This is a genomic window from Paenibacillus sp. NPDC058367 (genome assembly GCF_042723305.1).
Classification (GTDB): domain Bacteria; phylum Bacillota; class Bacilli; order Paenibacillales; family Paenibacillaceae; genus Paenibacillus_AQ.
In genome coordinates, this window is record NZ_JBHXIZ010000002.1 from 897073 (window position 1) to 918967 (window position 21895).

At 47.0% G+C, this 21895-nt stretch carries 24 protein-coding genes; 22 read left to right on the plus strand and 2 right to left on the minus strand.

Annotated features, from left to right (window positions below; genetic code table 11):
• Positions 1 to 52: 52 nt before the first annotated feature.
• The 5 genes from ACFWMP_RS15070 (at position 53) to ACFWMP_RS15090 (ending at position 3249) form a co-directional block, all read left to right on the plus strand.
• Positions 53 to 589, plus strand: a complete 537-nt coding sequence (locus ACFWMP_RS15070) for a ParB N-terminal domain-containing protein (RefSeq protein WP_379424096.1) — start codon at positions 53 to 55, stop codon at positions 587 to 589.
• A complete protein-coding gene (locus tag ACFWMP_RS15075) occupies positions 586 to 1620 on the plus strand; it encodes a DNA cytosine methyltransferase (protein ID WP_379424097.1) in 1035 nt (344 codons plus the stop codon). The genes ACFWMP_RS15070 and ACFWMP_RS15075 overlap by 4 nt, the downstream gene beginning before the upstream one ends.
• Positions 1621 to 1714: 94 nt before the next feature.
• Positions 1715 to 2596 (plus strand): hypothetical protein, encoded by an 882-nt coding sequence (locus ACFWMP_RS15080; RefSeq protein ID WP_379424098.1) that lies wholly within the window; start codon positions 1715 to 1717, stop codon positions 2594 to 2596.
• 92 nt (positions 2597 to 2688) lie between these two features.
• Positions 2689 to 2841, plus strand: coding sequence for a hypothetical protein (locus tag ACFWMP_RS15085; protein WP_379424099.1), 153 nt, complete (start codon positions 2689 to 2691; stop codon positions 2839 to 2841).
• A 198-nt stretch (positions 2842 to 3039) separates the two neighbouring features.
• Complete coding sequence (locus ACFWMP_RS15090) at positions 3040 to 3249, plus strand: hypothetical protein (protein WP_076219672.1); 210 nt, start codon at positions 3040 to 3042, stop codon at positions 3247 to 3249.
• Positions 3250 to 3255: 6 nt separating this feature from the next.
• On the opposite strand, the gene ACFWMP_RS15095 is transcribed toward ACFWMP_RS15090, so the two are convergent.
• Positions 3256 to 3390: a hypothetical protein gene (locus ACFWMP_RS15095; RefSeq protein ID WP_379424100.1), complete on the minus strand. Its 135-nt coding sequence runs from the start codon at positions 3388 to 3390 to the stop codon at positions 3256 to 3258.
• A gap of 153 nt (positions 3391 to 3543) precedes the next feature.
• On the opposite strand from ACFWMP_RS15095, the gene terS reads away from it, so the two are divergent.
• Genes terS through ACFWMP_RS15115 form a run of 4 tightly spaced genes read left to right on the plus strand, consistent with a single transcriptional unit; the run spans position 3544 to position 8057 of the window.
• A complete protein-coding gene (gene terS, locus ACFWMP_RS15100) occupies positions 3544 to 4449 on the plus strand; it encodes a phage terminase small subunit (protein WP_379424101.1) in 906 nt (301 codons plus the stop codon).
• On the plus strand, positions 4436 to 5752 hold the full coding sequence (locus ACFWMP_RS15105) for a PBSX family phage terminase large subunit (protein WP_379424102.1): 1317 nt from the start codon (positions 4436 to 4438) through the stop codon (positions 5750 to 5752). The genes terS and ACFWMP_RS15105 overlap by 14 nt, the downstream gene beginning before the upstream one ends.
• 3 nt (positions 5753 to 5755) lie before the next feature.
• Positions 5756 to 7234: a phage portal protein gene (locus ACFWMP_RS15110; protein WP_379424103.1), complete on the plus strand. Its 1479-nt coding sequence runs from the start codon at positions 5756 to 5758 to the stop codon at positions 7232 to 7234.
• Positions 7227 to 8057 carry a phage minor head protein gene (locus ACFWMP_RS15115; protein ID WP_379424104.1) on the plus strand — a complete coding sequence of 277 codons (831 nt, stop codon included), beginning with the start codon at positions 7227 to 7229 and terminating at the stop codon, positions 8055 to 8057. Before ACFWMP_RS15110 ends, ACFWMP_RS15115 begins: the two co-directional genes overlap by 8 nt.
• A 348-nt stretch (positions 8058 to 8405) precedes the next feature.
• On the opposite strand, the gene ACFWMP_RS15120 is transcribed toward ACFWMP_RS15115, so the two are convergent.
• The gene (locus tag ACFWMP_RS15120) at positions 8406 to 9674 is read right to left on the minus strand and encodes a collagen-like protein (RefSeq protein ID WP_379424105.1); all 1269 of its coding nucleotides are present in this window, start codon (positions 9672 to 9674) and stop codon (positions 8406 to 8408) included.
• Positions 9675 to 10222: 548 nt separating this feature from the next.
• Here ACFWMP_RS15120 and ACFWMP_RS15125 point away from each other — a divergent pair.
• The 13 genes from ACFWMP_RS15125 to ACFWMP_RS15185 all read left to right on the plus strand — a co-directional run bounded on the left by ACFWMP_RS15125 (position 10223) and on the right by ACFWMP_RS15185 (position 21895).
• The gene (locus ACFWMP_RS15125; protein ID WP_379424106.1) at positions 10223 to 11449 is read left to right on the plus strand and encodes an XkdF-like putative serine protease domain-containing protein; all 1227 of its coding nucleotides are present in this window, start codon (positions 10223 to 10225) and stop codon (positions 11447 to 11449) included.
• Positions 11450 to 11470: 21 nt separating this feature from the next.
• Positions 11471 to 12418, plus strand: a complete 948-nt coding sequence (locus ACFWMP_RS15130; RefSeq protein WP_379424107.1) for a major capsid protein — start codon at positions 11471 to 11473, stop codon at positions 12416 to 12418.
• The gene (locus ACFWMP_RS15135; RefSeq protein WP_379424108.1) at positions 12418 to 12723 is read left to right on the plus strand and encodes a Rho termination factor N-terminal domain-containing protein; all 306 of its coding nucleotides are present in this window, start codon (positions 12418 to 12420) and stop codon (positions 12721 to 12723) included. The genes ACFWMP_RS15130 and ACFWMP_RS15135 overlap by 1 nt, the downstream gene beginning before the upstream one ends.
• On the plus strand, positions 12701 to 13087 hold the full coding sequence (locus ACFWMP_RS15140) for a DUF3199 family protein (protein ID WP_379424109.1): 387 nt from the start codon (positions 12701 to 12703) through the stop codon (positions 13085 to 13087). The genes ACFWMP_RS15135 and ACFWMP_RS15140 overlap by 23 nt, the downstream gene beginning before the upstream one ends.
• On the plus strand, positions 13084 to 13410 hold the full coding sequence (locus ACFWMP_RS15145; RefSeq protein WP_379424110.1) for a hypothetical protein: 327 nt from the start codon (positions 13084 to 13086) through the stop codon (positions 13408 to 13410). The genes ACFWMP_RS15140 and ACFWMP_RS15145 overlap by 4 nt, the downstream gene beginning before the upstream one ends.
• Complete coding sequence (locus ACFWMP_RS15150; protein ID WP_379424111.1) at positions 13397 to 13891, plus strand: HK97 gp10 family phage protein; 495 nt, start codon at positions 13397 to 13399, stop codon at positions 13889 to 13891. Before ACFWMP_RS15145 ends, ACFWMP_RS15150 begins: the two co-directional genes overlap by 14 nt.
• Positions 13888 to 14364: a hypothetical protein gene (locus ACFWMP_RS15155; protein ID WP_379424112.1), complete on the plus strand. Its 477-nt coding sequence runs from the start codon at positions 13888 to 13890 to the stop codon at positions 14362 to 14364. The genes ACFWMP_RS15150 and ACFWMP_RS15155 overlap by 4 nt, the downstream gene beginning before the upstream one ends.
• Before the next feature lie 90 nt (positions 14365 to 14454).
• Entirely contained in the window at positions 14455 to 14931 is a 477-nt protein-coding gene (locus ACFWMP_RS15160; RefSeq protein ID WP_379424113.1) for a hypothetical protein, read from the plus strand.
• Between the two features lie 118 nt (positions 14932 to 15049).
• Positions 15050 to 15295 (plus strand): hypothetical protein, encoded by a 246-nt coding sequence (locus ACFWMP_RS15165; protein ID WP_379424114.1) that lies wholly within the window; start codon positions 15050 to 15052, stop codon positions 15293 to 15295.
• Positions 15276 to 16628 (plus strand): phage tail sheath subtilisin-like domain-containing protein, encoded by a 1353-nt coding sequence (locus tag ACFWMP_RS15170; RefSeq protein ID WP_379424115.1) that lies wholly within the window; start codon positions 15276 to 15278, stop codon positions 16626 to 16628. Before ACFWMP_RS15165 ends, ACFWMP_RS15170 begins: the two co-directional genes overlap by 20 nt.
• Positions 16629 to 16631: 3 nt before the next feature.
• Complete coding sequence (locus tag ACFWMP_RS15175) at positions 16632 to 17075, plus strand: phage tail tube protein (RefSeq protein WP_379424116.1); 444 nt, start codon at positions 16632 to 16634, stop codon at positions 17073 to 17075.
• Positions 17076 to 17138: 63 nt separating this feature from the next.
• The gene (locus ACFWMP_RS15180) at positions 17139 to 17549 is read left to right on the plus strand and encodes a hypothetical protein (protein ID WP_379424117.1); all 411 of its coding nucleotides are present in this window, start codon (positions 17139 to 17141) and stop codon (positions 17547 to 17549) included.
• A gap of 179 nt (positions 17550 to 17728) precedes the next feature.
• Positions 17729 to 21895: a lysozyme family protein gene (locus ACFWMP_RS15185; RefSeq protein ID WP_379424118.1), complete on the plus strand. Its 4167-nt coding sequence runs from the start codon at positions 17729 to 17731 to the stop codon at positions 21893 to 21895.

The window sequence follows — 21895 nt, forward strand, 5'->3', positions numbered from 1 at the left end:
AAGTAATTGGAACGTTAGTTCTTTTTATTAATATATTTCGTGAGGTGTTAGCATGGACATTAGAATCATACCGATTGAGCAACTCAATGCAGCCACCTATAATCCGAGAGTCGACCTTCAGCCAGGCGATCCGGAGTATGATAAGCTGAAGCGCAGCCTGGATGAATTCGGCTACGTGGACCCGATTGTATGGAATGAAGATACCGGCAATATGGTCGGTGGCCATCAGCGGTATAAGGTACTGGTAAATGAGCAGGGCTGCACGGAGCTGGCCGTCAGTGTAGTCAATCTGGACCCAGAGCGGGAGCGGTTGTTGAATCTGGCGCTAAATAAGGTGTCCGGACGTTGGGATGATGAAGCCTTGGCGCAACTGTTGAGTGAACTGCAGGAAAGCGGATCAGATCTGGCGCTGTCCGGATTTGATGTAGGAGAAGCCGAGAGGTTAATTGCTGATTTCACTGAGCCGGCTGCTGATCAGCTAGGATACTTTCAAAACCGTGAGTTAGATGTGAGTGAATTCGATGAGTCACGCTTTGACTGTAAATGTCCTCGTTGCGGATTCGTCTTTGATAAAGAGGACGCATCATGAGTCGTCCAGCATGGGATTGGCGACTATCAGATCTTTCCAACGTGCCGAAGAATGGGAGAACGGTATTCTCTTGCTTCTCCTGTGGTGGTGGCTCCACGATGGGATATAGGCTGGCTGGATACACGGTGCTGGGTAATGTAGAAATCGATCCACAGATGATGCGGATCTATCGGCAGAATCATAAGCCGAAGTATCCCTTTCTCATGCCCATTCAGGATTTCAAGGAGCTACCTAATTCAGAGCTTCCACCTGAGTTGTTTGACCTAGATATCTTAGACGGATCTCCACCCTGTAGCGTGTTTTCTATGGCAGGAGTTAGAGAGGACAAGTGGGGTGGAGAGTACGCTTTCCGCGAAGGACAGGCAGTGCAGCGACTGGATGACCTTTTCTTCGATTTTTTGGACGTTGCAGAGAAACTTCGACCTAGAGTAATTGTCGCTGAGAACGTTCGCGGAATGATGGTTGGTAAGGCTCGTGGGTTCGTTAGTCTGGTCTTGTCTCGCTTCCGAGAGCTCGGGTATAGACCGCAGCTCTTTCTACTAAATTCGGCTACTATGGGCGTTCCTCAAAAAAGGGAACGCCTTTTCTTTATCGCTTCTCGGGATGATCAAAACTTTCCATTGCTCCAATTAGAATTCAACGAGCCGCCTATATTATATGGAGATATTCGTAGTGGGAACGGTTCTCCGATAAATCCAGACAGCAAGACATATACTCGCTGGCACAAGCGACGTCCACCAGATTTGAATATGGGTGATGTGACTGAACGAGAAGAAGGGAAAATGAGCAACTTCAATACGATCCTACTTAAAGATCAGAAGGTAGCAAACACTCTAGCCAGTTCATCTGTGTTTTTACGGACGGATCAACCGCGACACATCAGCGATATGGATGCTATTCGTATGCAGACTTTTCCGACCGACTATAATTTTATGGATGCTAATGTGCAATATGTATGTGGCATGAGTGTACCACCATTGATGATGAAGAGGATTGCTAAGGAATTAATAGTTCAATGGTTAAACAGATAAAGTAAGATTTTTAATTCAAAGGCATTTGAATGAATATTTTAATTTCATCAGTTAAACATTAACCACAGTGAAATTTATTAAGGAGGGTTAATGAATGAAAATTGGTGGATCACTAGGGAAGTGGTCAAACGAAGCTAAAGGTGCTGTAAGAGACGCTGGGCAAATGGCGGATCAGTTTTATAAGAATACGATAGGTGATATAACTGATTCTTTAGGTAATATTAGCCAGTGCTTAGCTTCTTTAGATAAAATAAGGATTCGGGTTATGGAACGAACAATCGAGTATCACACCGCTGCTTTAAGGGTGTTAATAAGGAGTAACTACGTCGAGCAAGAAATAATCGAAACAGTTTGGCATATGGTCAAGAATGATATTAGAAGATCTCCAGAACCAGCTATTTATCATTTGCCTAATCCCAAGTCCTCAGTAGGAGCAAAAAAAATTGATATTGAAAGCCATGTCTTCCCAAAGAATAAGTATCCAAGCATTTTGGTTCATGGAATGGGTTATAATGCTTCGCTTGACGACGCCTATTCTTTTTATAGGGACTTTGAAGATCATGTTGATGTATTTAGCGATAGTCGATATGCAGATCATGATATTTATCTTGTAAGTTACGATACAGAGTTAACTGATGAAAGTGATTCAATAATTCGAGCAGCTATCGAATTATTATTAGGAATGATACCAGGAGGAGATTTGGAACCTTTAGTTCTCGGTGTGTTTTGGAGAGAATTGGAAAGGCGCGCTTCATTGACGGGTGATTATATTTTTCCTTTCCTAAAGAGAATTAAACAAGAAGTACCTACTGCTCTTGGTTTTGCTGTTACACATTCATTAGGATGTTTTACTCTTGCTTCCGCTTCTCAAAAGTTATTGAGTGAGAACAGAAATAATAAAATCTTCTCAAAATGGTTATGTATGGCGGCTGCATTACCTGCAATGCCTTTACTGAAACAGGGAGTTTTTCGTTAGCACCTTTAATCGCTGGGTATCCTGATGGACCTAAGTATGGAACAAGTGTATGGTTTTCAAGATTGGATCTAGTTTTAAATATCGCCTATACATTGGCAAATCGCCATTTGGCGATGGGTGTTTCGGGTCCTTTACAAAAAACAGTGACATCATCAGTTGATGTTACAAATACAACAAAAGAAGATCACTATCAAGCTTATTTTAAAAAGCTGAGTCAGATGCTGAAAGAGTTATTTGGAATTTGATAACTGCTGCAATTGCTTTCTAACCACCTCTTTATACTAGGTGGTTTTTCTTTTGCCCAAAATAAAAGGAGGACGCGCTAACGTCCCCCTCATACAACCAGGGTATCCCCCGGCTGAGACAGCGGCGCGCCACGCGTGGCATTCACAGTCATCCGCTGTCTCGCATTCCATCATAACGGAAAGTCGAGGGGTACGTAAATGGGAACACAAGATGAAATTTTATTGCAGCATGAGCTCGAAGTCATGGCCGGAATCCTGGAAAGCAAGGCACAGTATCGTAAAATTGTTAAAGCCGGCATAGCAAAGTGGGTCAAGGACTTCCAGGACGGTCGGATTGAGATTAAAACGGTTGATGATCTGAAGAAGCTGATTGAGATAGATATCGAGCTGCAGAAGGATGAGATATAAAAAACGTCACTCATATGAGTGACGTTGATTATTCGCTTTACCCGATGTCTTAGCATTTGAACGATCCATTTCAAATTTTGTAGTAAAGAACGGAAGTCTAAGATCAAATCCTTTAAATCTGATGCTTTTGATATTTCTCATAAACATCCCCCCCCAATACTTTTTGGCTAAGACGCCACCATTGACTCTTCCTTGGCAATCAAGGAAGTCGGGAATCGAGTAAAACGAACAATAAAAACATTGTACCATAATTTGGTTATTTTTTCAAGTGAATCGGAGGTGGTGACATGTAGGATGGCTAGGGAACGCAGTCCTGAGCGGGACAAGGCAAAAAAAATGTGGTTGGTGAGCAGCGGGACGATGAAGCTGAAGGACATCGCCGCTGCTCTTTCTATTCCAGATAGTAAAGTGCGAAAATGGAAGACGATGGACAACTGGGAAGATGAGCTCAAAGGGAGCGTTCCACCTGTATCTAAAGGGAGCGTTCCAATTGAAATGAAAGGGAACGTTCCACATCGCGGTGCTCCCAAAGGGAACAGAAACGCAGTCGGTAATCGAGGCGGTGCTCCCCCTGGTAATAAAAATGCTAAGGGAAACAGCGGTGGTGCCGGTGGGCCGCTTGGCAACAAGAAGGCAGTCACCACAGGCGAGCATGAAACCATTTGGTTTGATGCGTTAACCGAGACCGAGCAGCAGCTCATCGATCAGGTGGACACTGACCCGATCATCCAAGCGAATGAATCTCTTTACCTTTTAACGATCCGTGAGCGCCGCATGATGCACCGGATCAAATCCCTGATGGATGGGTTATCCGAGACCGAGCGCAGTGTGCTCTATGAGATGAAGGCCATCAAGGAAGTCGCGGAGATCCATGATGAGAAGACCGGCATTACAAAGAAGATCCCGCACAGTCGAAATGAAATGATGGAATCGAAGATCGAGGAGAAGGTTTTCCGCAAGATAGACGACATCGTAAAGCTGGAAGAGGCCTTGACCCGCATCCAGGATAAGAAGATTCGGGCCATTGAACTCAAAAATCGATTGACCGACGACGAAAAGCGTATCCGCATCGAAACCATGGAGTATGAGCTGCAAATGTTGCGAGGTGGTGGAGGTAAGGAAGCCTTTGAGGATGATGGTTTTATCGATGCGCTGAAAGGCATGGCAGCGGGGGTGTGGAGCGACGATGGCGAAGCTTAAACTCAAACCAGCGGCGTTCAAGTGGTCCCCTTTCTCGAATAAGCAGCTTAAAGTGCTGACATGGTGGACACCTGAAAGCCCACACCACGATAAAGACGCAATCATCTGTGATGGTTCCGTCCGGGCCGGCAAGACGGTCTGCATGTCATTCTCCTTTATCGCCTGGGGGATGGACACCTTCCGAGGTGAACAGTTCGGCATGTCAGGGAAGACCATTGGTGCGCTACGACGTAACGTGGTCGGTCCACTGAAACGCATGCTGGCCAGCCGTGGGTACCACGTTCATGACAATCGATCTGAAAATGTTTTGACTGTGACCCGGGGCTTAATAAGCAACCGGTTCTTTTTATTTGGTGGACGAGATGAAAGCTCACAGGATTTAATCGCAGGGATCACGCTAGCCGGGATGTTCTTTGATGAAGTGGCGCTCATGCCGAAGTCCTTCGTTGACCAAGCGACTGCTCGTTGTTCTGTAGATGGTGCCAAGCTCTGGTTCAACTGTAACCCTGCAGGACCGTATCATTGGTTCAAAAAGGAATGGGTGGACCAGCTACAGAAGAAGCACGCGCTGCACCTACACTTCACAATGGAGGATAATCTCTCACTTTCTGAGCGTGTACGGGAGCGGTACCGTCGCATGTACAGCGGGATCTTCTATCAGCGGTACATCTTAGGGCTTTGGGTTATGGCGGAGGGAGTGATTTTCTCCAAGTTTAATGATGCAGTTCATAAGAAAGCCAGAGACTGGTTCCCGACCAAGTTTGATCGTAAATTCATTTGTATCGACTATGGGGCTAACAACCCGACAGCATTCCTAAAATACGGGGTCCGAGGGAACGTCTATTATGAGCTGGATGAGTATTATCACAATATCCGCCATAAGGGTGAGAAAACGAATGGTGAATATGCGGATGATCTGGAAGCCTTTCTTGATGGCGATGAGTATTCGATCTTCATCGACCCATCAGCAAAGGCTTTTATTATTGAACTGAAGAAGCGGGGGATCAACAATATCCGTGCTGCGGTGAATACTGTACTAGATGGTATTCAGACGGTATCTAACCGATTTCAGAATAATGAACTTTATATCTGTGCTGATAACAACAATTCCCTTCAGGAGTTGGTGTCTTACGTATGGGATGAAAAAGCCGCCGAGCGCGGTGAGGATAAGCCTATTAAACAAAATGACCATACCTGTGACGCGCGCAGGTATGGTATCCATACGGATTATCTGTTGCAGCGTGTAAAGCAGCGTAAAAAAGAGAGAGAGGAGCGATCTGATCATGACGTGGGGTGGGTGTAAGGCATGAGTGGCGAGGCACAGTGGTTCCAAATATCAAAAGCAGAGGACAGGCATATTCCATCGAGTGCACAGCTACCGGATAGCTTTGAAAACTTATATGATCAGCACGGGCTGCTGCCATTCCCGCCAGGGAATGACCCTGCCTCCTGCAAACTTCTGGTTAAGAACAGTAACATCATTCCGCAGTGCATCGAGGCATACAAGCGAAACATTGCTGGATATGGTATTGCTTTGGAGTACCTCCCTGGTGAGAGTGATCAGACCGCGCAGGAAGAGTGGAACAAGGCAGACAAGTTTTTTGAGACTTGTAACCTAGAGGATACGCCAGATGAAATTATCGGCTCCTTGATTGAGGACATCGAGAGCAGCGGGAATGCAAATGTGGAGGTCGCCTGGCCTGCCGGCAGTGAGTTCCCGACACTCTACCGAATCAATCCGAAATTCGTTCGATGTACCCGGGAGACGGATAAGGTGACGTTCAAGCGTAAGCGGCTGATCCGGTCATCGAAGAAGGTAGAGGAATTCTCCCAAGATATCTATGCCCGGAAGTATGCCATGAAGAGAGGGCAGTCCGTGGTGTGGTTTCGTCCATTTGGAACCGAGGGTCAAGGAAATCAAATCATTCCCTTAAAACTTGGTAATGATGGACCCTACGGCGAGCCGCGCTGGTTCGGGAATGCACCAGGAGTGGTGGGTAGTCGTGAAGCAGAGGAACTCAACGTTTCTTATTTCAGCAATGGTCGAATGCTCTCCATGCTGCTAACGGTGACCAACGGTCGACTGACTAAGCAATCCATGGAGCTGCTGAAGAATGTAAAAGGTTCGCAGTCCCAAGGAGGCATTCTTTATCTGGAAGCCATCGGGGAAGAGACTGGTGGACCACTAGATGAGAAAGTCGAGAAGGTATCTATTAAGCTGGACAAACTGAATGATCTGCTGCAACAGGATGCTTTGTTCTTGGAATACGGGAAGGACAAGAAAGCTGATATCCTATCCTCGTTCCGATTGCCCCCAATCCTGGTTGGTCAGAGTTCCGATTACAACCGTGCAACGGCGCAAGCTGCACTGCGATTTGCAGAGGAACAGGTCTTTGAACCGTACCGCAAGTGGATCATGGACGAGATCTTTAATAAACGCTTATTCCCTGCCATGGGCATCTTTCGCGTACGGGCGACTTTACGTGGACCGCGTATTATAGATCCGGAAGACCGCAAGGCGCTGCTGGACTTCATCGCAGATAAAGGTATTATGCTGGTCCGGGATTTAATCCCGATCGCTGAAGAGGTGCTTGATACAACGGTCGATGAGTCAAAATACACTGATGAATATTTGGATACACCGATTGCTCAACTAATTAATAGTCAGCCTGCATTAACTGTGCCAAAACCTGACTCCGATGTGAACGATCTGCAGGAGCAGGTATCCACAATTGCTAAGCGTCTGCTGCGTCAGAGCCATGACGAGGTAGTCGGTCATGTGTAAGGAATGCTGGGAGCGGATCGCAAAAGCAGACGATACAGAGTTCTTAGATAGCCTGGAGCTGACACATGCTGAGCGTAAAGTGTTGGAAGAGTTGTACAAGCAGGGTGAAACCCGAATAGTTGAAATCCTTGAGCTGCAAGGGAAGGCATTGCATGACGCGATTCTGGAACTCAGCGAGGAGTTGCTGATTGATATCGGTGAGCTTGGGAAGGTTCTGCTGTCTGTTCAAAGCGGTGATCTCTTTACAGTCCAGTTCGAGCAAGCGGTGTATGATGCTTTCACTCCGCTGTACCATTTGGCTGGCGAATCGGAGCTGACGGTGCTGAACACTGAAAAGATCTGGTCTACGAAGCATAAGGCGGCATCACGGTTTGCCAAGAACCTGCAGAAACTTGTTCCGGATATGAATGGTACCAGTGCGGATGTTATGACCCGGTCTTTCCAGAAAGCCATCAAGGAGGGGAAGACACCTTCCGAGCGGGCGCTGCTGGTTCGTGAGATCAGTTCGGTAGCCGCTAAAGGTGCTGCTGGTCCATTCAATATGGAAAGGGCCATTACCATTTCTCGCACTATGAGCACGGCAGCGGCTAACGGCGGTAAGATGGAGGGTTGGAAGCAATCTGAGGTGGTCACTGGTAAGAAGTGGAGGTCATCCAAGGGCGATAGGACCCGTAAGACACACCGTAAAGCAAACGGCCAGGTGCAACCGTTGGATAAGCCTTTTGAAGTCGGTAAAAGCAAGCTGATGTTCCCCGGAGATCCATCTGGACGTGCCGAGGAAATTATCCGCTGCCGGTGTACGATGCAATCTGTAATGGAATGAAAAAGGTAATTCCCCAACTAATCTTCTTTTAGTTAATATGAATTACAAAAAAATGGAGGGATTATTTTGAATGAGGAATAGAAGACTGAGTAAATAGAGTGATAGACTGATGATGATCATTTAAGCTAACGGGCAGATTTGTTCAATTGATACCTAACAAAGAAGTGAGCACGGAATAGCACTGGCTAGGAAAGTGCCAGTACTCCATCAGTTCAACAGAAAGAGGAGCAGTTGCCATAGCGGCTGCTCCTCGTCTTTATTAAGGGCGGTAATTGGGTTTAATAGACGAGAAATGTTTTCTGGTAACTACCCATGAAACAAATGGCTAATTACAATACTGGAGGCATATTAAGAAGGAGTATAGGATAGACTGGCGTTAAATGAGAGTTGGGTGATATCAGCTGCTGAGGGATCCGTCGACAAAAGCGTCCGTACACGAATGCCAATACGATCACCCGCAGCAACTACTAATGATCCCCCAACATTTATATTCGTTGCGGTTCGGAAAGTACCGGCTGTAATGATATTATTCGGAAATCCGAATCTAACCGAACTAGTTAGCGGAGTTGTCACGTAAGGTGAAGAACTATGATCAATCCCATTATTAGGAACTGACGGTGCGCGGAATACTGTAAAATCATATTGAAGACCGAGAGTATTTATAGAAACCACGGAAGCAACCAATAGATCTACACTTATCTGTAAATTTTGAACGGTACCCGCAAAGGGAATTGGGAAAGCAAAACCACCTGCTTCGGGTGGCATGGTTGATTCTCCAGAACCGTCAATAACTTCAACCGTGTGATTACCAAAACCCATTAAAATTGGAGCAGCTGATACTACAGTAGCACCACTAAGGATGATCCCCGTTGAAAATGGAATTAATCCTCCAGCTCCTGTTGCTCCTGTTGCTCCTGTTGCTCCTGTTGCACCTGCAGCTCCTCCAGCTCCTGTTGCTCCTGTTGCACCTGCAGCTCCTCCAGCTCCTGTTGCACCTGTTGCACCTGCAGCTCCTGTTGCTCCTGTTGCACCTGTTGCACCTGCAGCTCCTGTTGCACCTGCAGCTCCTCCAGCTCCTGTTGCACCTGCAGCTCCTGTTGCTCCTCCAGCTCCAGGTGCTCCAGTCGCCCCGGTTGCACCTACAAAACCTTGTGGTCCTATTGCTCCTGCAGGACCAGGTAAACCTTGCGGTCCCTGAGGACCTACGGCTCCTTGTGCACCCGGCACTCCTTGCGCACCCTGAGGACCAACGGGTCCCGCTATACCCTGTGAGCCCATTGCTCCCGCTGGTCCAGGTTGACCTTGAGGTCCTTGGGGTCCTGCGGGTCCACCGGCAGGTCCTTGAGGTCCTTCAGCTCCTTGGAGTCCTCGTGCTCCTTGAGCTCCGGGAACGCCTTGGGCCCCTTGTATTCCTTGGAGTCCTTGTGCTCCTTGCAGCCCTTGCGGTCCTGTAGCACCAACGACTGTCGGAGTAGTAACATTCACTTCTGGTGGAGGACAGGTGACTTTTACAATCTTCTTAATAACTTTTCGACGATGTTCTTTTCTTTTTCTTTTCGAAGGAAATACAGTGGCGACTTTTTTCTTATGACACTTTTTATCGTCTGGACAACTCAATAATGACACCTCCCTAAAGTGATGGTTCATTGTACGTGAGTAGTCTATTTTAGGGATGGACTATAGCCTGTTTTAGCTAGACTAAAAAATATTATTAAGAAAAAGAGGTGAATAATTGGTAAGTTTCCCCCTTGGCTAAACAACCATATTCAGATGATGTTAGGGTTGATTTTGTCATTGATACCGATACAGACCGCATTTATAAGCTATCATATTAAGCTCAAACGGGCAGTTTCGTTTATTCCAAAGTTTCCTATAATTTAAAAAAATGTGAATCAAGTAGCGTTTTTTGTTCGTCTTAAATTTTGGGTGATAATGAAAAAAATAAAATAGATTCATATTGTCAGTGATTTTGTTTAGTAAATTGTGATTATTTTCTGAAATGATATTGAACTAACTGGGAACGTTAGTTCAATGAAACAGCGACAGTCTAGGACATTATTTTCTCGTCCTTTGCTGTCGCTGTTTCAATTTCTAGGGTCAGTCTATTATTTATTTTACGATGTTTGACGCCATGAAAACTCAGATGAAAGGAGGTGAGAATAGAAATGACCTTTAAACTGAAAGACGCTAAGATCACGCATATCTCCCTGGTAGATAAAGGGGCCAACGGAGTGCCGTTTGCCATCATCAAGGATGCCGGGAAGAATTCCATCCAGAAGCAAGTCCAGATTGCCAAGATTGACGACGATAAGCGTATTGTTAAAGGCGTTGTGTACCAGCCGGATGTGGCGGACGCTCATGACGATCAAATGGACGAAGTTGAAATCGAGAAGGCAGCCCATCTTTTCATGGAGAAGCAGCACACCTATAACATCGACAAGCAGCATGATCTCGAAGTCGATAAGGGTTTTGTCATTGAGTCGTACATTGCTCCTTGTGACATGACGCTTGGTGAGCAGCAGATCTCGAAGGGCTCCTGGGTGGCAGCTGTGAAAGTCACTGACGACGACACTTGGGAAGACATCAAGAAAGGTGAGATAACCGGATTTTCAATGTGGGGTGTAGGTAAGCGGGAAGAGATCGAGGAGGAAGCGGAGGTATCCAAGGGAATCTTGAGTCGAATAGCCAAAGCGCTGGGCTTGATCGAGAAGGGCGCGGTCGCTGACAAATACCATAAGAACCGGAAGAACCGAGAATTTTGGGCTGCACAAGATGCCCTCAACTCGGTTCTTTTTAATTGGGACAGTTATAACAGCGGGATGGAAACCGATGCGGAGACCATTCGGGAGGCGTTGCAGGATTTTGTGGACATTGCTGAGGACGTGTTGACCAAGGAGGATATCGTGAAAGCTATCGGCGCGCCGCCTGAATCCATTGCGAAAGCTGGCAAGAAGATTTCTGCCGGTAACCTGAAACATGTGGACGATGCGATTGCTGCGCTTAATGAATTGAAAAATAAAACGGCTCCCGTAGAAGAGGAGTCCGAGGAGGATGACGATTTGAAAGCTGAAGATATTGCCAAGGCTGTAACGGCCGCACTGGCTCCGATCGCAAAGCAGGTGGAAGGCCTGACGTCAGAGATTGCGGAGCTTAAGAAAGAAGAAAGCGTCGAAGGTGACCAACCTGCAGGCGGTGTTGCTCCGGCTGCGACTACAGAAGAGGCTGCAATTACCGACGCCATTGCCAAGGCTCTTGCACCGCTGAGTCAGCAGATGCAGACGCTGGCAGCTGACGTGCAGTTGGTAAAGAATAGCCGCGGTGCTTCCGCGCAAGGTGATGAAGAAGAAATCAGCAAATCAGAAGGCGCCGTTAGTTTCGGACGCTTCCTGTAATTCGAAGGAGGAATGCAAATCATGAGAACAAACGGTAACATCGCTAGTACGAGCATTCGTAAATCAACCATCGTTACACCAATGGACCAAAATGCCTTGAACTATGAGGAAGTTGAAGCTTTCACGGATATGGCGTATGAGGCGAACGGTTTCTTGAAAGGCATTCGGCATGAGAACCGTAAAAGCTCAAAGGGAACAATTGATAAAGTCGGTGTACGTGGCCGGAATATGCGTAGTAAAAAAGAGAATATTATGGCTTCCAACACGCCTGGTCTGACCTTTCCACAGATTCCATATTCAGTGGAGCCAGTAATTGTTCCATTTGATATTACTGAGGAATTTATTCGCCAGACTCAGCGGGTGCGTGGCCAAAACGCAGAGGATATCATCATGCGGGCTATGGCTAACAACTACGGTGAGAATATGCAGGACATCGGCTTTAATGGTGATACGGCAACTCTGAACACTGACCCGGATTATGAGTTTTTGAGCATAAATGACGGTTGGTTGAAGAAGGCACGCACCACTGGTCATTACTTAGATTGGAAGACACTTTCGGCTAAAGAGAAAACAGGGATTTTGTTTGAGGTCGAACGTGCGATACCAACCCGTTATCGTGCTGGTGGGGTATTTAAATATTTCATGCATCCAAATACCTTCAGCGAGCGACTTCAAATGTTGGCTGAGAAGGACACCAGCGCATCTATTCAATTGCAGATCTTGGGGGGCACGAAGAAAGTCAACGCTTACGATGTTGAAGAGGTTTGGAGTATGCCGGAAGGAGCGATTCTCTTCACATATCAGCCGAACTTTACAATGGTCCATACTTATGACATGCAGATTCGGAAAACGACTGAAGGCAAGGAGGCAATCTGGACTGATAAGCGTTTCTATGCGATTCATTCCGACTTTGATGCCATCTTTGAAGAGCCGCAAGCTCTGGCCTACGTGGAAGGGGTGGAGTTTTAATGCCATACGTGACCTACAGAGGCAAGAACGCCTCACTTCGGTTTTACAGCATTCGGTTTGTGCCTGCTGTGCCGGTGCTGGTGGAAAATGAGTCTGTGCTGGAGCACTTACGGGATGATCCTGATTTTGAGGTCAATGAGGAGAAGATCATCCCACTGGAAGATCTGACAGTTCCCCAACTGAAGGACAAGGCGAAGAAAGCAGGCGTTGAAGGTTTTGCGGACCTGAAGAAGCCGGAGCTGATCACTGCCCTGAAGGCGCTGGAAGGCGGCGATGCGCCGGATGCTAACAGCGACACTCCTTAAGAACCGCAGCCGCGTCAGTGCAGTACAGGAGGCAGCAGATGTTCTACTGGAGCAATACATTGATGATGCACAGACCCGAATTGAACTATATTTGCCTGTTGCTTTTCCTGAGGTTGTCGACAAGCAGCTCATGTTGGCCTGGGTGAAGCTTGCGGAGTCGCTGGCTCTACAAGACAGTGAGGAATATCTTGCTTCCGTCGCTCGTGGCTACTCAGCTGAGAGTGATGGTGCCTGGACATATACCCGGCAGGCAGTGGAAGGGAAGACCACAGGAAATGCTGATGTGGACTCTATTCTCTTCCTGTGGGTCAAGAAGCAGCAGTCCGGGCCGGATGATGGGAACATCACGGTCTATTTGCTATGAATCACCGCATGAATACTCCGCTGGCGGTATACCGGGTCGGTCGCCAGCAGGATGCCGATAATCTGTTCAGTGATCGGAAGGCGGGTAAGGTCGCAGATCTGAACTGTTTCGTTGTTAAGACGCAGACTGATGCTAAGGCAGATTCCACTCCTGTCATATACATTGTGAAAAAGACAATCGGGGTTCCGAAGACAGCAGACGTCCGTATCAGCGACGAAGTGTCACTATTCGGACGTAAGTATCTGGTAATAGACTCTAACTCACGCCGTTACTGGCGTGAGTTATTGGTGACATGCGAGGTGAAAGGCAGTGAACATACATGATTTTGACGGACTCGCGAAGAAATTTAAGAGGCTGAGTGACGAAGGGGTTAGTCAGGTCCTTAAGCACATTGCTGAGGCTGTGGGCGAAACACTTTTGAACCTGGTCATCGATGAGATTGATAAACAGGATCTGATTGACACTGGATTGATGTGGAACTCCTTTACTCGTGGAGAGGACAATAACATTTGGGAATGGGATGTTGACCGCAATTCTATTACAATCGAAGTCGGTTCTAATCTTCCTTATGCGCGCCATCTTAATGATGGTTACACCATCCACAAGGCTCACTTTGTCCCAGGTTATTGGGCAACGAATGGTACATTTGTCTATGATCCCAGGGCAAAGGGTGGATTTATGGCTAAGCCACGATCGTTCATTGGTCGACATTACTTTGATATTGCTGTTCAACAGCTGGAAGGTGGCATGAATGCATTAATTATGAAGCGTCTGGAGAAGGAGCTGGGGAGGATGCTGTCATGATGGATGTCGGATTAAAAGCCTGGGCAGAACTCGTGCAGCGGATATACCCGGAGCTGCCGATTCTTCGAGATCGTTCCCTTTGGCTGGCAGGGCAGTTTGATCTTCCAAGCGTGTTTATCGAGACGGATCTGGTATCCGATAAAGCACACACGCCGCGGGCAGACCGAATCATTGAGGATGTAGGGTTAGTCTTTCATTACGACATCGACCGTAGTGTGGTAGAGGAAGACGGGGAGCCTATTCCCCTAGATTTATCACCCTTCTTCCTTTACCTCCGCCAGCGGCGGTTTTGTGTGGCTTCGCAGCGCTTTGGAATCATGATGGTGGTTGAGGCTCCGCGTACACGGCCAATGAATGACCGGATGGAGGTTACCTTCCGTTATTCATACCTTCTACACGTGCCGAAGTTGCTTTTGAACAGTAACGGCAGTCCAGTGGCTAAGATTAATGACTTTTTTATTGAACCAAGTTGACCTTAACGTTTGATTTTTGTTAAGCTAACTGGAAATTATGTGTAACGAAATTCTTCCTTTTTCGTTAATATGTAAAGAAGGGGTGAGAGAATGAGGAGAATTTCTTTGGTTTTTCTAATATTGTTAATTCTAATTACTGGATGTAGTGTCGGAAATCAAACCGAAGAAAGAAGTAAATCAATACTTTATAATTTTAATGAACCGTTTAGATTTCCATTTGAAGTAAATGAGGTTTATACGGAGATAGCTATTGATAATCCAGAAGTACTCCAACAATTTATTTTTCATTATAAAAACAAACAGACCACTCAAGAAATAAGGTTCATATTGAGCAAGGATATTGAAAAACCAGAGAAAGTATCTGAACAAGGCAAGGAACCTATTGAACTTAAAAATGGAAAACAAGCCTATTACGATGAGGACGAGACCACACAATCCATTTGGTGGGAAAGTGAGAATGGTTTTTTGGCTAGATTTTCGTATTATATCAACGGAAATCTTGACCAGTTAGGTACTTATAAACTAGATGAATCCGACCTAATAGATTTAGTCAATCAGGTTCAATAGTATTTCTTTTGTACCTTTCTCTGTTCATTACCTTATGAAGGTTGATAGTACTTAGAAATTACCGCCCAAGGAGAGGCGGTATTTCTTTTGGTCAGAAAAAGGGAGGAGTTACTGAATCATGAACTTAAAAAAACAGATTCACCAGCCTACTAATGTTGTTCCAGATATCCTGAACAAGCGAACAAAGCAGGAATGGATTGAGAGCGCAGTGGTTTTGAAGCGGGAACGCTTTGAAATTGCCGGCGCTCTTTTTGATTGTGAGGAAGATACCCTGCTGTCTCAGCAGGAAGTTATTCAAAAGATGCAGGCCTATTTGGGACTGACAAAAAAGGAGGAAACAGTGAATGTCGATACAACGGAATAGACCAGGTGCGTATGTGGAGCTGCAGGCGGTTGCGAAGTCTCGTGTCCTATCGGTATCTGGCCGCGTTTTGGTACCGTATCAAGCGGAGTGGGGACTGCCGAATAAAGCAGTGGATATGGCGGATCAGTCCGAGCGCTTCAAGGAATCTGGTCTACGAGTAGATGAGTTGGAACTGGCTGCAGAGAATGGCGCGACGGTAGTGGGTTATAGGGTTACGAATGGGAATGAGGTAGCTGCTTCGGTTGCAGTGGCCAGCAGCTACACAATTGAGGCCCGTTATCCAGGTACTCGTGGAAATGATTTTGAGTACTTAATTCGGGCGAGTCTGGTAGATGCAACAAAGAAAGAGATTGTCATTCGGGATACTCTAGGTATCTATGATACTGAGACGTTCTTGGTTGCTGATAAAACTGAAGCTATCAATGCTCTGAAAAAGTCCAACATGGTGCGCTTCAAGGACACAGGTTCAACGGCTTTGGCTGATGTTGCCTATACAAAGTTGGCTGGCGGAGTTACTGGTACTGCAGCGATTACGGCAGCCAATTGGAGCGGTATATTTAATCGGATTGATGGCCTGGTATTTGATGTCGTGTACTTGCCATCCTCAGAAGCTGGAGTGCAGGCAGCGGCAAAGCAATGGCTGCTAGATCGGCGTAGCAAGGCTCGCAAGCTGGCACAACTGGTCATTGCAGGAGCATCGGGGTCTGATGATGATATTGAAGCTCATAACACGCGTAGCCGCGCTGCTAATGCTCGTTTTATCATCAATTGCTCTTTGGCTGGCGAACATTCTAACGGAAAGACTTATACTTCTCTGCAGTGGGCGGCATGGGTAGCTGGTTTAGCCGCTGGAACACCTGCGAATAAATCCTTTACGGGTGTTAAGGTGCCAATGACGGAGGCAAAGGTGGACTGGAGTCATAGCGAAGTTTTGAAGGGGTTAGCCGAAGGCACACTGATGGCTACCCGGGATGGTTACGACTATATTATTGAGTCGGCAGTGAACACATTGACCACGCTTGGTGCCGGGGAACGAGAGGACTTCGGCAAGATTCGGGTTTCTATGACGATTGACCAAATTTTGAACGACATCTACTCTGCTGGTAAAGCAAACAAGGCTAAGCTGGACAATGATAAGGATGGTCGGGGGTTGTTTATCGCAGCAGTCGTTAGTTATCTGAAGACTCGTGCTGGACAGAAGGCGATTGACTCAGAGTTTACATTTACTGAGCATCCAACGAAGAAAAGTGATATGGATTATGCTTACTTCTCTTTGTCGGCAAAACCGCTCGATGCAATTGAAATCTTTAATATTGATTGGGAGGTGGCGTAATAGATGGAACGCGAACTTATTGGCCGTAATTTATCCGTGCAGGATGACAATGGCGACTCAATTCAGACCATTAAAGAAGTAGAGGTTATTCTGAAGCCAGAGACATTGGATATTATCCGTGCGCGGAAGATGTCTAAGACGAAACAGATTGTCGGGTATGAGATCACCGTAAAGCTGGTTATGTCAAAACTGGAGTCCTCTCTTCGTTACAGGCTCTTGGCTGATTTCAAGTCAGGTAAGACGATGTTCCTAGACCGGATCACAGGCTCTCTTGAGGACATGCAGACTGGCAACGTAGAACGGGTAATGATCAGCGGTGTGCATATTCATGATGAAATGGATTTGCTGGTTGCCAAGATTGACGACAACAATGGCATCGATATCACGCTTTCTGGTACGGCGAATGATTTTGATTTTATTGAACAGTTTCCGGATTATATGGCATAGGGACGGGTAACCGTCTCTTTTTCTTTATTTCATATCGATAAAAAAATTGGAGGAAAAATCACTATGAGCGATAAATTAGTAAAATACCTATCCAAAGGCAAATCAGGTCGTAAAGACGATACCATTACTGTGCAGGCAGACGGAGAAGAATGGTTTGTGCGCCGCCTGACCACTATTGAGGTACGCCGAGCCTATGAACTGGCCTATGAGGAAAATGGTGATCCGAAAGATTCCTATAACGAGATCGACGTCATGATCGTTAAGGCAACCGAACATGAATTTGATTGGAACAATAAAGATTTACTACTCGCCTTCAATTGCACCAGTAAATATGAGCTGCCACCGCGTATTCTAGACAATCCTGCTGATTATTCGGAGCTTAGCAAAGCTGTGCGTAATTTCCAAGAAACAAAGGACGAACTTATGAAAGAAGCAAAAAACTCATCAAGCAAGACGGAGAAGCAAGCTGGGTAGCATCCTTTTGGATTAACCAGAAGCGGCTGCCGGCTGAAATCCTACCTTATGAGGTGGATAAACAGCGGCAGTATTATTTCTGTCTTGCCGCGGGGATGATTGCTGAAGAAGAAGCCAAACGCCTGGCTAATAAGAAATAGGCAGGATGGGGGTGAACAACCATAGCAGCAACAACAAAAGTGACGGTCCCGTTCGAAGCACGGGATCTTATTTCCGGTGCTGTCCAGAATATGCGAAAGGCCATTCTTGGGGCGAATAATGATTTACTAGATTTTCGTAGAGCATCTGGACAGATGGGGGAAAACCTTGTATCTGATCTTCGACGATCCCGAAGCGCAGCGGATGATTTAGGTAGTCGGATCAATGATGCTGCAGACGAAACTAGGCGATTAGGACGAGCGAACATTGATGATATTTTCAGGAGAGCTCGCTCCGGTGCTGACGATCTGCGCAGATCGGCATCTCGTGCAGATTCAGAGATTCGCGGAATGAGTGATTCTCGTGTGCATATACGTGCTCAAGATGAATTGAGCCCAGTCCTTGATGGTATATCTTCCAAGATTACAACGATTGCGACAACTGCAGGTGCTCTAGTGCTAGGTGGTGGAATCAAGGACGCATTATTCGGGAATGTCATGGATTACTATTCTGAAGCTTCCCGAAGCGCGGCCTTATTGCCTACAGCTGCACGTGATCAAGGTCTTCAGACTGTGAAAGATCTAAATGCTCAGGGTATTATCTCTTCTCAGACGGAAGGGGCCAGACAATTAGCAGATATTGGCCCACTAGTCCGGGATAAATCGCAAACTAGCGAGTTTCTGAGAGCTTCAGCAATGATGAAATATCTCCTGCCAGATGCAGGGTTCGAAGAGATCAATCGCGCACTGGCGCAGTCAGCTGACACGTTCGGTGAAACTTATGCTTCTGTAACTGACAGCATGATATATGCCTATGAAAAAGTGGGAGATCGACAGAAAGATCTGTTCGACACATTTTGGGAGTACAGCGGTTATTTCAAAAACACCGGTGCAAACTCTGGTCAAATGGCCAACTTCTTGACACAGAGCGTGAAGGAGGGAGCCTTCAATTTCGATAAGCCTGCCGATTTTATCAAAGAGACATTCGGCGTGAAGGCTCTCGATGCGGGGGACATGGAGAAGTATTTCACTCTGCGCGGAGCTGGTAAGAACGACGCAGCAAAGCAAGCTGCCTCATTTACTAGTGACATTAACTCTGGCGAAGAGCAACGTGCAAAGGGAGCACTGATGGCCCTAGTTGCTGATTTGGCAAGTCAGTCACAGAGTGAGTTGAAGGCTTCTCTAGTATCTCTTGGATCGGCAACAGCTGAAGATAACGGAAACGCTGTGCTTAAAACCTTCAAGATACCGTTTCAACCTGCACCTTCTGGGATTGCGGGAACAACGGAAAGAATGGTTCAAGCTCAACAGGACGCTAATCCAATGCAGGATATCATTCAAACGCGCGCGCAGATCGATCAGCAACTGCAGGAGCTGGGAGCAAATCTTTCAACAGCAGTTCTTCCAGCACTCAAAGAATTTAATACTCTGATCACGGAAAACAAAGATCAAATCCAAACATTTGGTTCCGGGATTGTAAAAGTGGTTACAACTGCGACTGACTTGTACGGAAAGTTCTTTGATGAAATCAATGTCGGTATTGGATTGCTGATAGGAACCATTGCTGCCAATAAGGTTTATAAGGGATACCAAAAAAGTAAAGATGTAGCCTCTGACATACGTGGGCTTTTTGGAAGAAGATCAACCAGTTCTGACTCATTACCAATAGAAGAAGTCGGTAGCTCTTCACGAAAACGATTTACACTCAGACGTGGTACTACTGGATCAACCGGCGGTTTAGGTGGTGGTCTGAGCTCTTTATCTTGCATGACTGTTAATGCCAGTGTGGTCTACCTAAGTGAAGCTGGAGGTTTAGGAAGCTCTATTGGTGGGCAGGGCAGTCGAACAGGAGGTAGGTTAACCCGGCGCGGGCGCGCGGGCGCTGCGGGTTCGACCTCCCGAATAACGACAGGCGGCAGCGGTACAGGTGGCTCAATCAGAGCGCGTCGAGGCACTCGAACTACTAATATTCCTGATGTTGATTCAATTCCAGACGTTTCTGCAAGAAGAGGACGAGTTACCTATCGTAATACTGCTCGGCTTCGGGGGACGTCTGCTGTTCCGGATATCATCTCGGATGTCTCGGATATACCTGCGAGACGAGGGCTGTTAAAGGGATTCGCTAAAGGTGGGACCAAAGCCGTAAAAGCATTAGGGATTGCAGGTACTGTGGCGGGTATTGGCATGACAGGCTATGACCTGTATCAAGCATCAAGAGACGACGGGTTTAAAGCTGGAGTATCATCTAAAGGTGGATCATTGGTCGGAGGTACAGCAGGGGGAATCCTGGGCGGTGTTGTTGGTTCGTTAGCTGGTCCATTCGGTACCGCTGCTGGTGCTGCAGCTGGTGGCTGGGTTGGAGAAAAGCTCGGTTCGTTGGCTGATAATGCTGGATGGACGAAAAAGGCAGTAGATGGTATCTATTCGATCGGTGATTGGATTACAGGTAAAGGAAAGAAGAAGGAAGAGCCTGCAGTTACCGCTAAAGTAGCGCCTGAAGCTAAGGTCACCTTTGGTAACTTGACACCGGAACGAGAAAAACGATTACAGGAGACCTTCAACGCTTTCCGGGCTAATGTCGCCAAGGATGGATTAAAGACCGCATTGACCAGTGCTGTTAACGAGAGCGGTGTAAAAGAAACGGTCGATAAGATTAAGAATACATTTGTTGGCGCGTGGAAAAGCACAGAATCGGGCAATGCTCAGCAAAATGTGCAGGCTGTTGGAGCAGCTGCACAGAAAACAGCTGGACAGACTCAACAGTTGGGTGTAACAACGAAGACCAGCACAGCTGGAATTGTTCAGGGTGCTAGTGCAGCGGGAGCGAGTATGCTCGGAATCGGGACCGCAGTAAAGACGGCGACGGATGAGACGAAGCAGCAGCTGCTATCGATACAAACAGTTACGAGTCAGAGTGAAAGCTGGGGCAGTACCATTATTACGAGGATTTCCAAGGGGATGCAGAGTAAATTCCCTGAACTTAAGTCGACAGCAATCGGTGCTATGGGTATTCTGAACACCCTGACTGGAGCAGGTGCGGCGAAATCTTTTGTTACCTCGAGTCTTCCCAATTCCAGTGGTGGTGCCGCTTATGCGAACGGCGATATTATTACTCGACCTCATATCGGGTTGGTTGGTGAAGCTGGACCGGAGGCCATTATTCCTCTCTCTGCAGGGCGCCGGCAACGCGGGGTGGAACTGTGGGAACGTGCGGGAGCAATGTTGGGCGTTCGGGCTTACGCAAACGGAGGGATTGTTGGTGCGCAGCCTTTCCGAACTCAAGCTTACAAGGCTAAAGCCTACATTGATGATAACAACGATAATATAGGTTACGGAGCTGGATATGCCGAAGGGATTCACGGATCTCTTGAGATGGTGAAAAGGCAAGGTCTGAAGCGTTACACCAAGGCGATGAGTAAAGCCAGTAGTCTCACAGATGCTTATAAGATACGAGCAACTGGTCATCAGCTGCGCAGGCAGGCTGCCAAGATGAAGACCTTTGCCAGAAGTACGAAACTACTTGGCAAAGTGGTTCGACCTGTTGGCTACGCCATGGATGCTTGGGATATTCTCTTTGCTGGCAAAGGAAATCGCGGGCGACAGACTGCTAAAGTAGCCGGTGGAATTGGTGGAGGGATATTAGGTGGTGCTGCAACGGGTGCAATGCTTGGGACTTTCTTGATGCCTGGTGTCGGTACCGCCGTCGGCGGTGCAATCGGGGGGCTGTTAGGAACAATCGGCGGTGAGAAGCTGGCCACGAAAATGTATGATGGCATTTCTGGATTTTTTGGCCGTCGGAAAAAGCGCAAGAAGAAGTATGCCGATGGTGGGTTGATTAGCGCTCCACATATGGGACTGGTCGGTGAAGCTGGACCGGAAATGATCATCCCACTTTCGAGGCAGCGGAGTAAACGAGGGAGGGCATTATGGGAGCAAGCAGGTAGCCTTCTTGGTGTTAGACCCTATGCAGATGGTGGCGCGGTAGGTATGAGATCGTCCAGCATCCCGGTAGCGAAGACACTAGCGCAGGCGCCTGCAGCAATCCGCGACATCGTGATCGAGAACATCAACATCGATTTTGGCGAACTGGCGAAGGGGATTACCAACTTTGCAGAATTTGCGAAGATGCTGACCAGTCCTCAGGGTAGAGCATTGTTCCGTAAGGTTTTCGGCGAAGAGTTGTACAATGCTCTGGAAAGTGGGGGATAA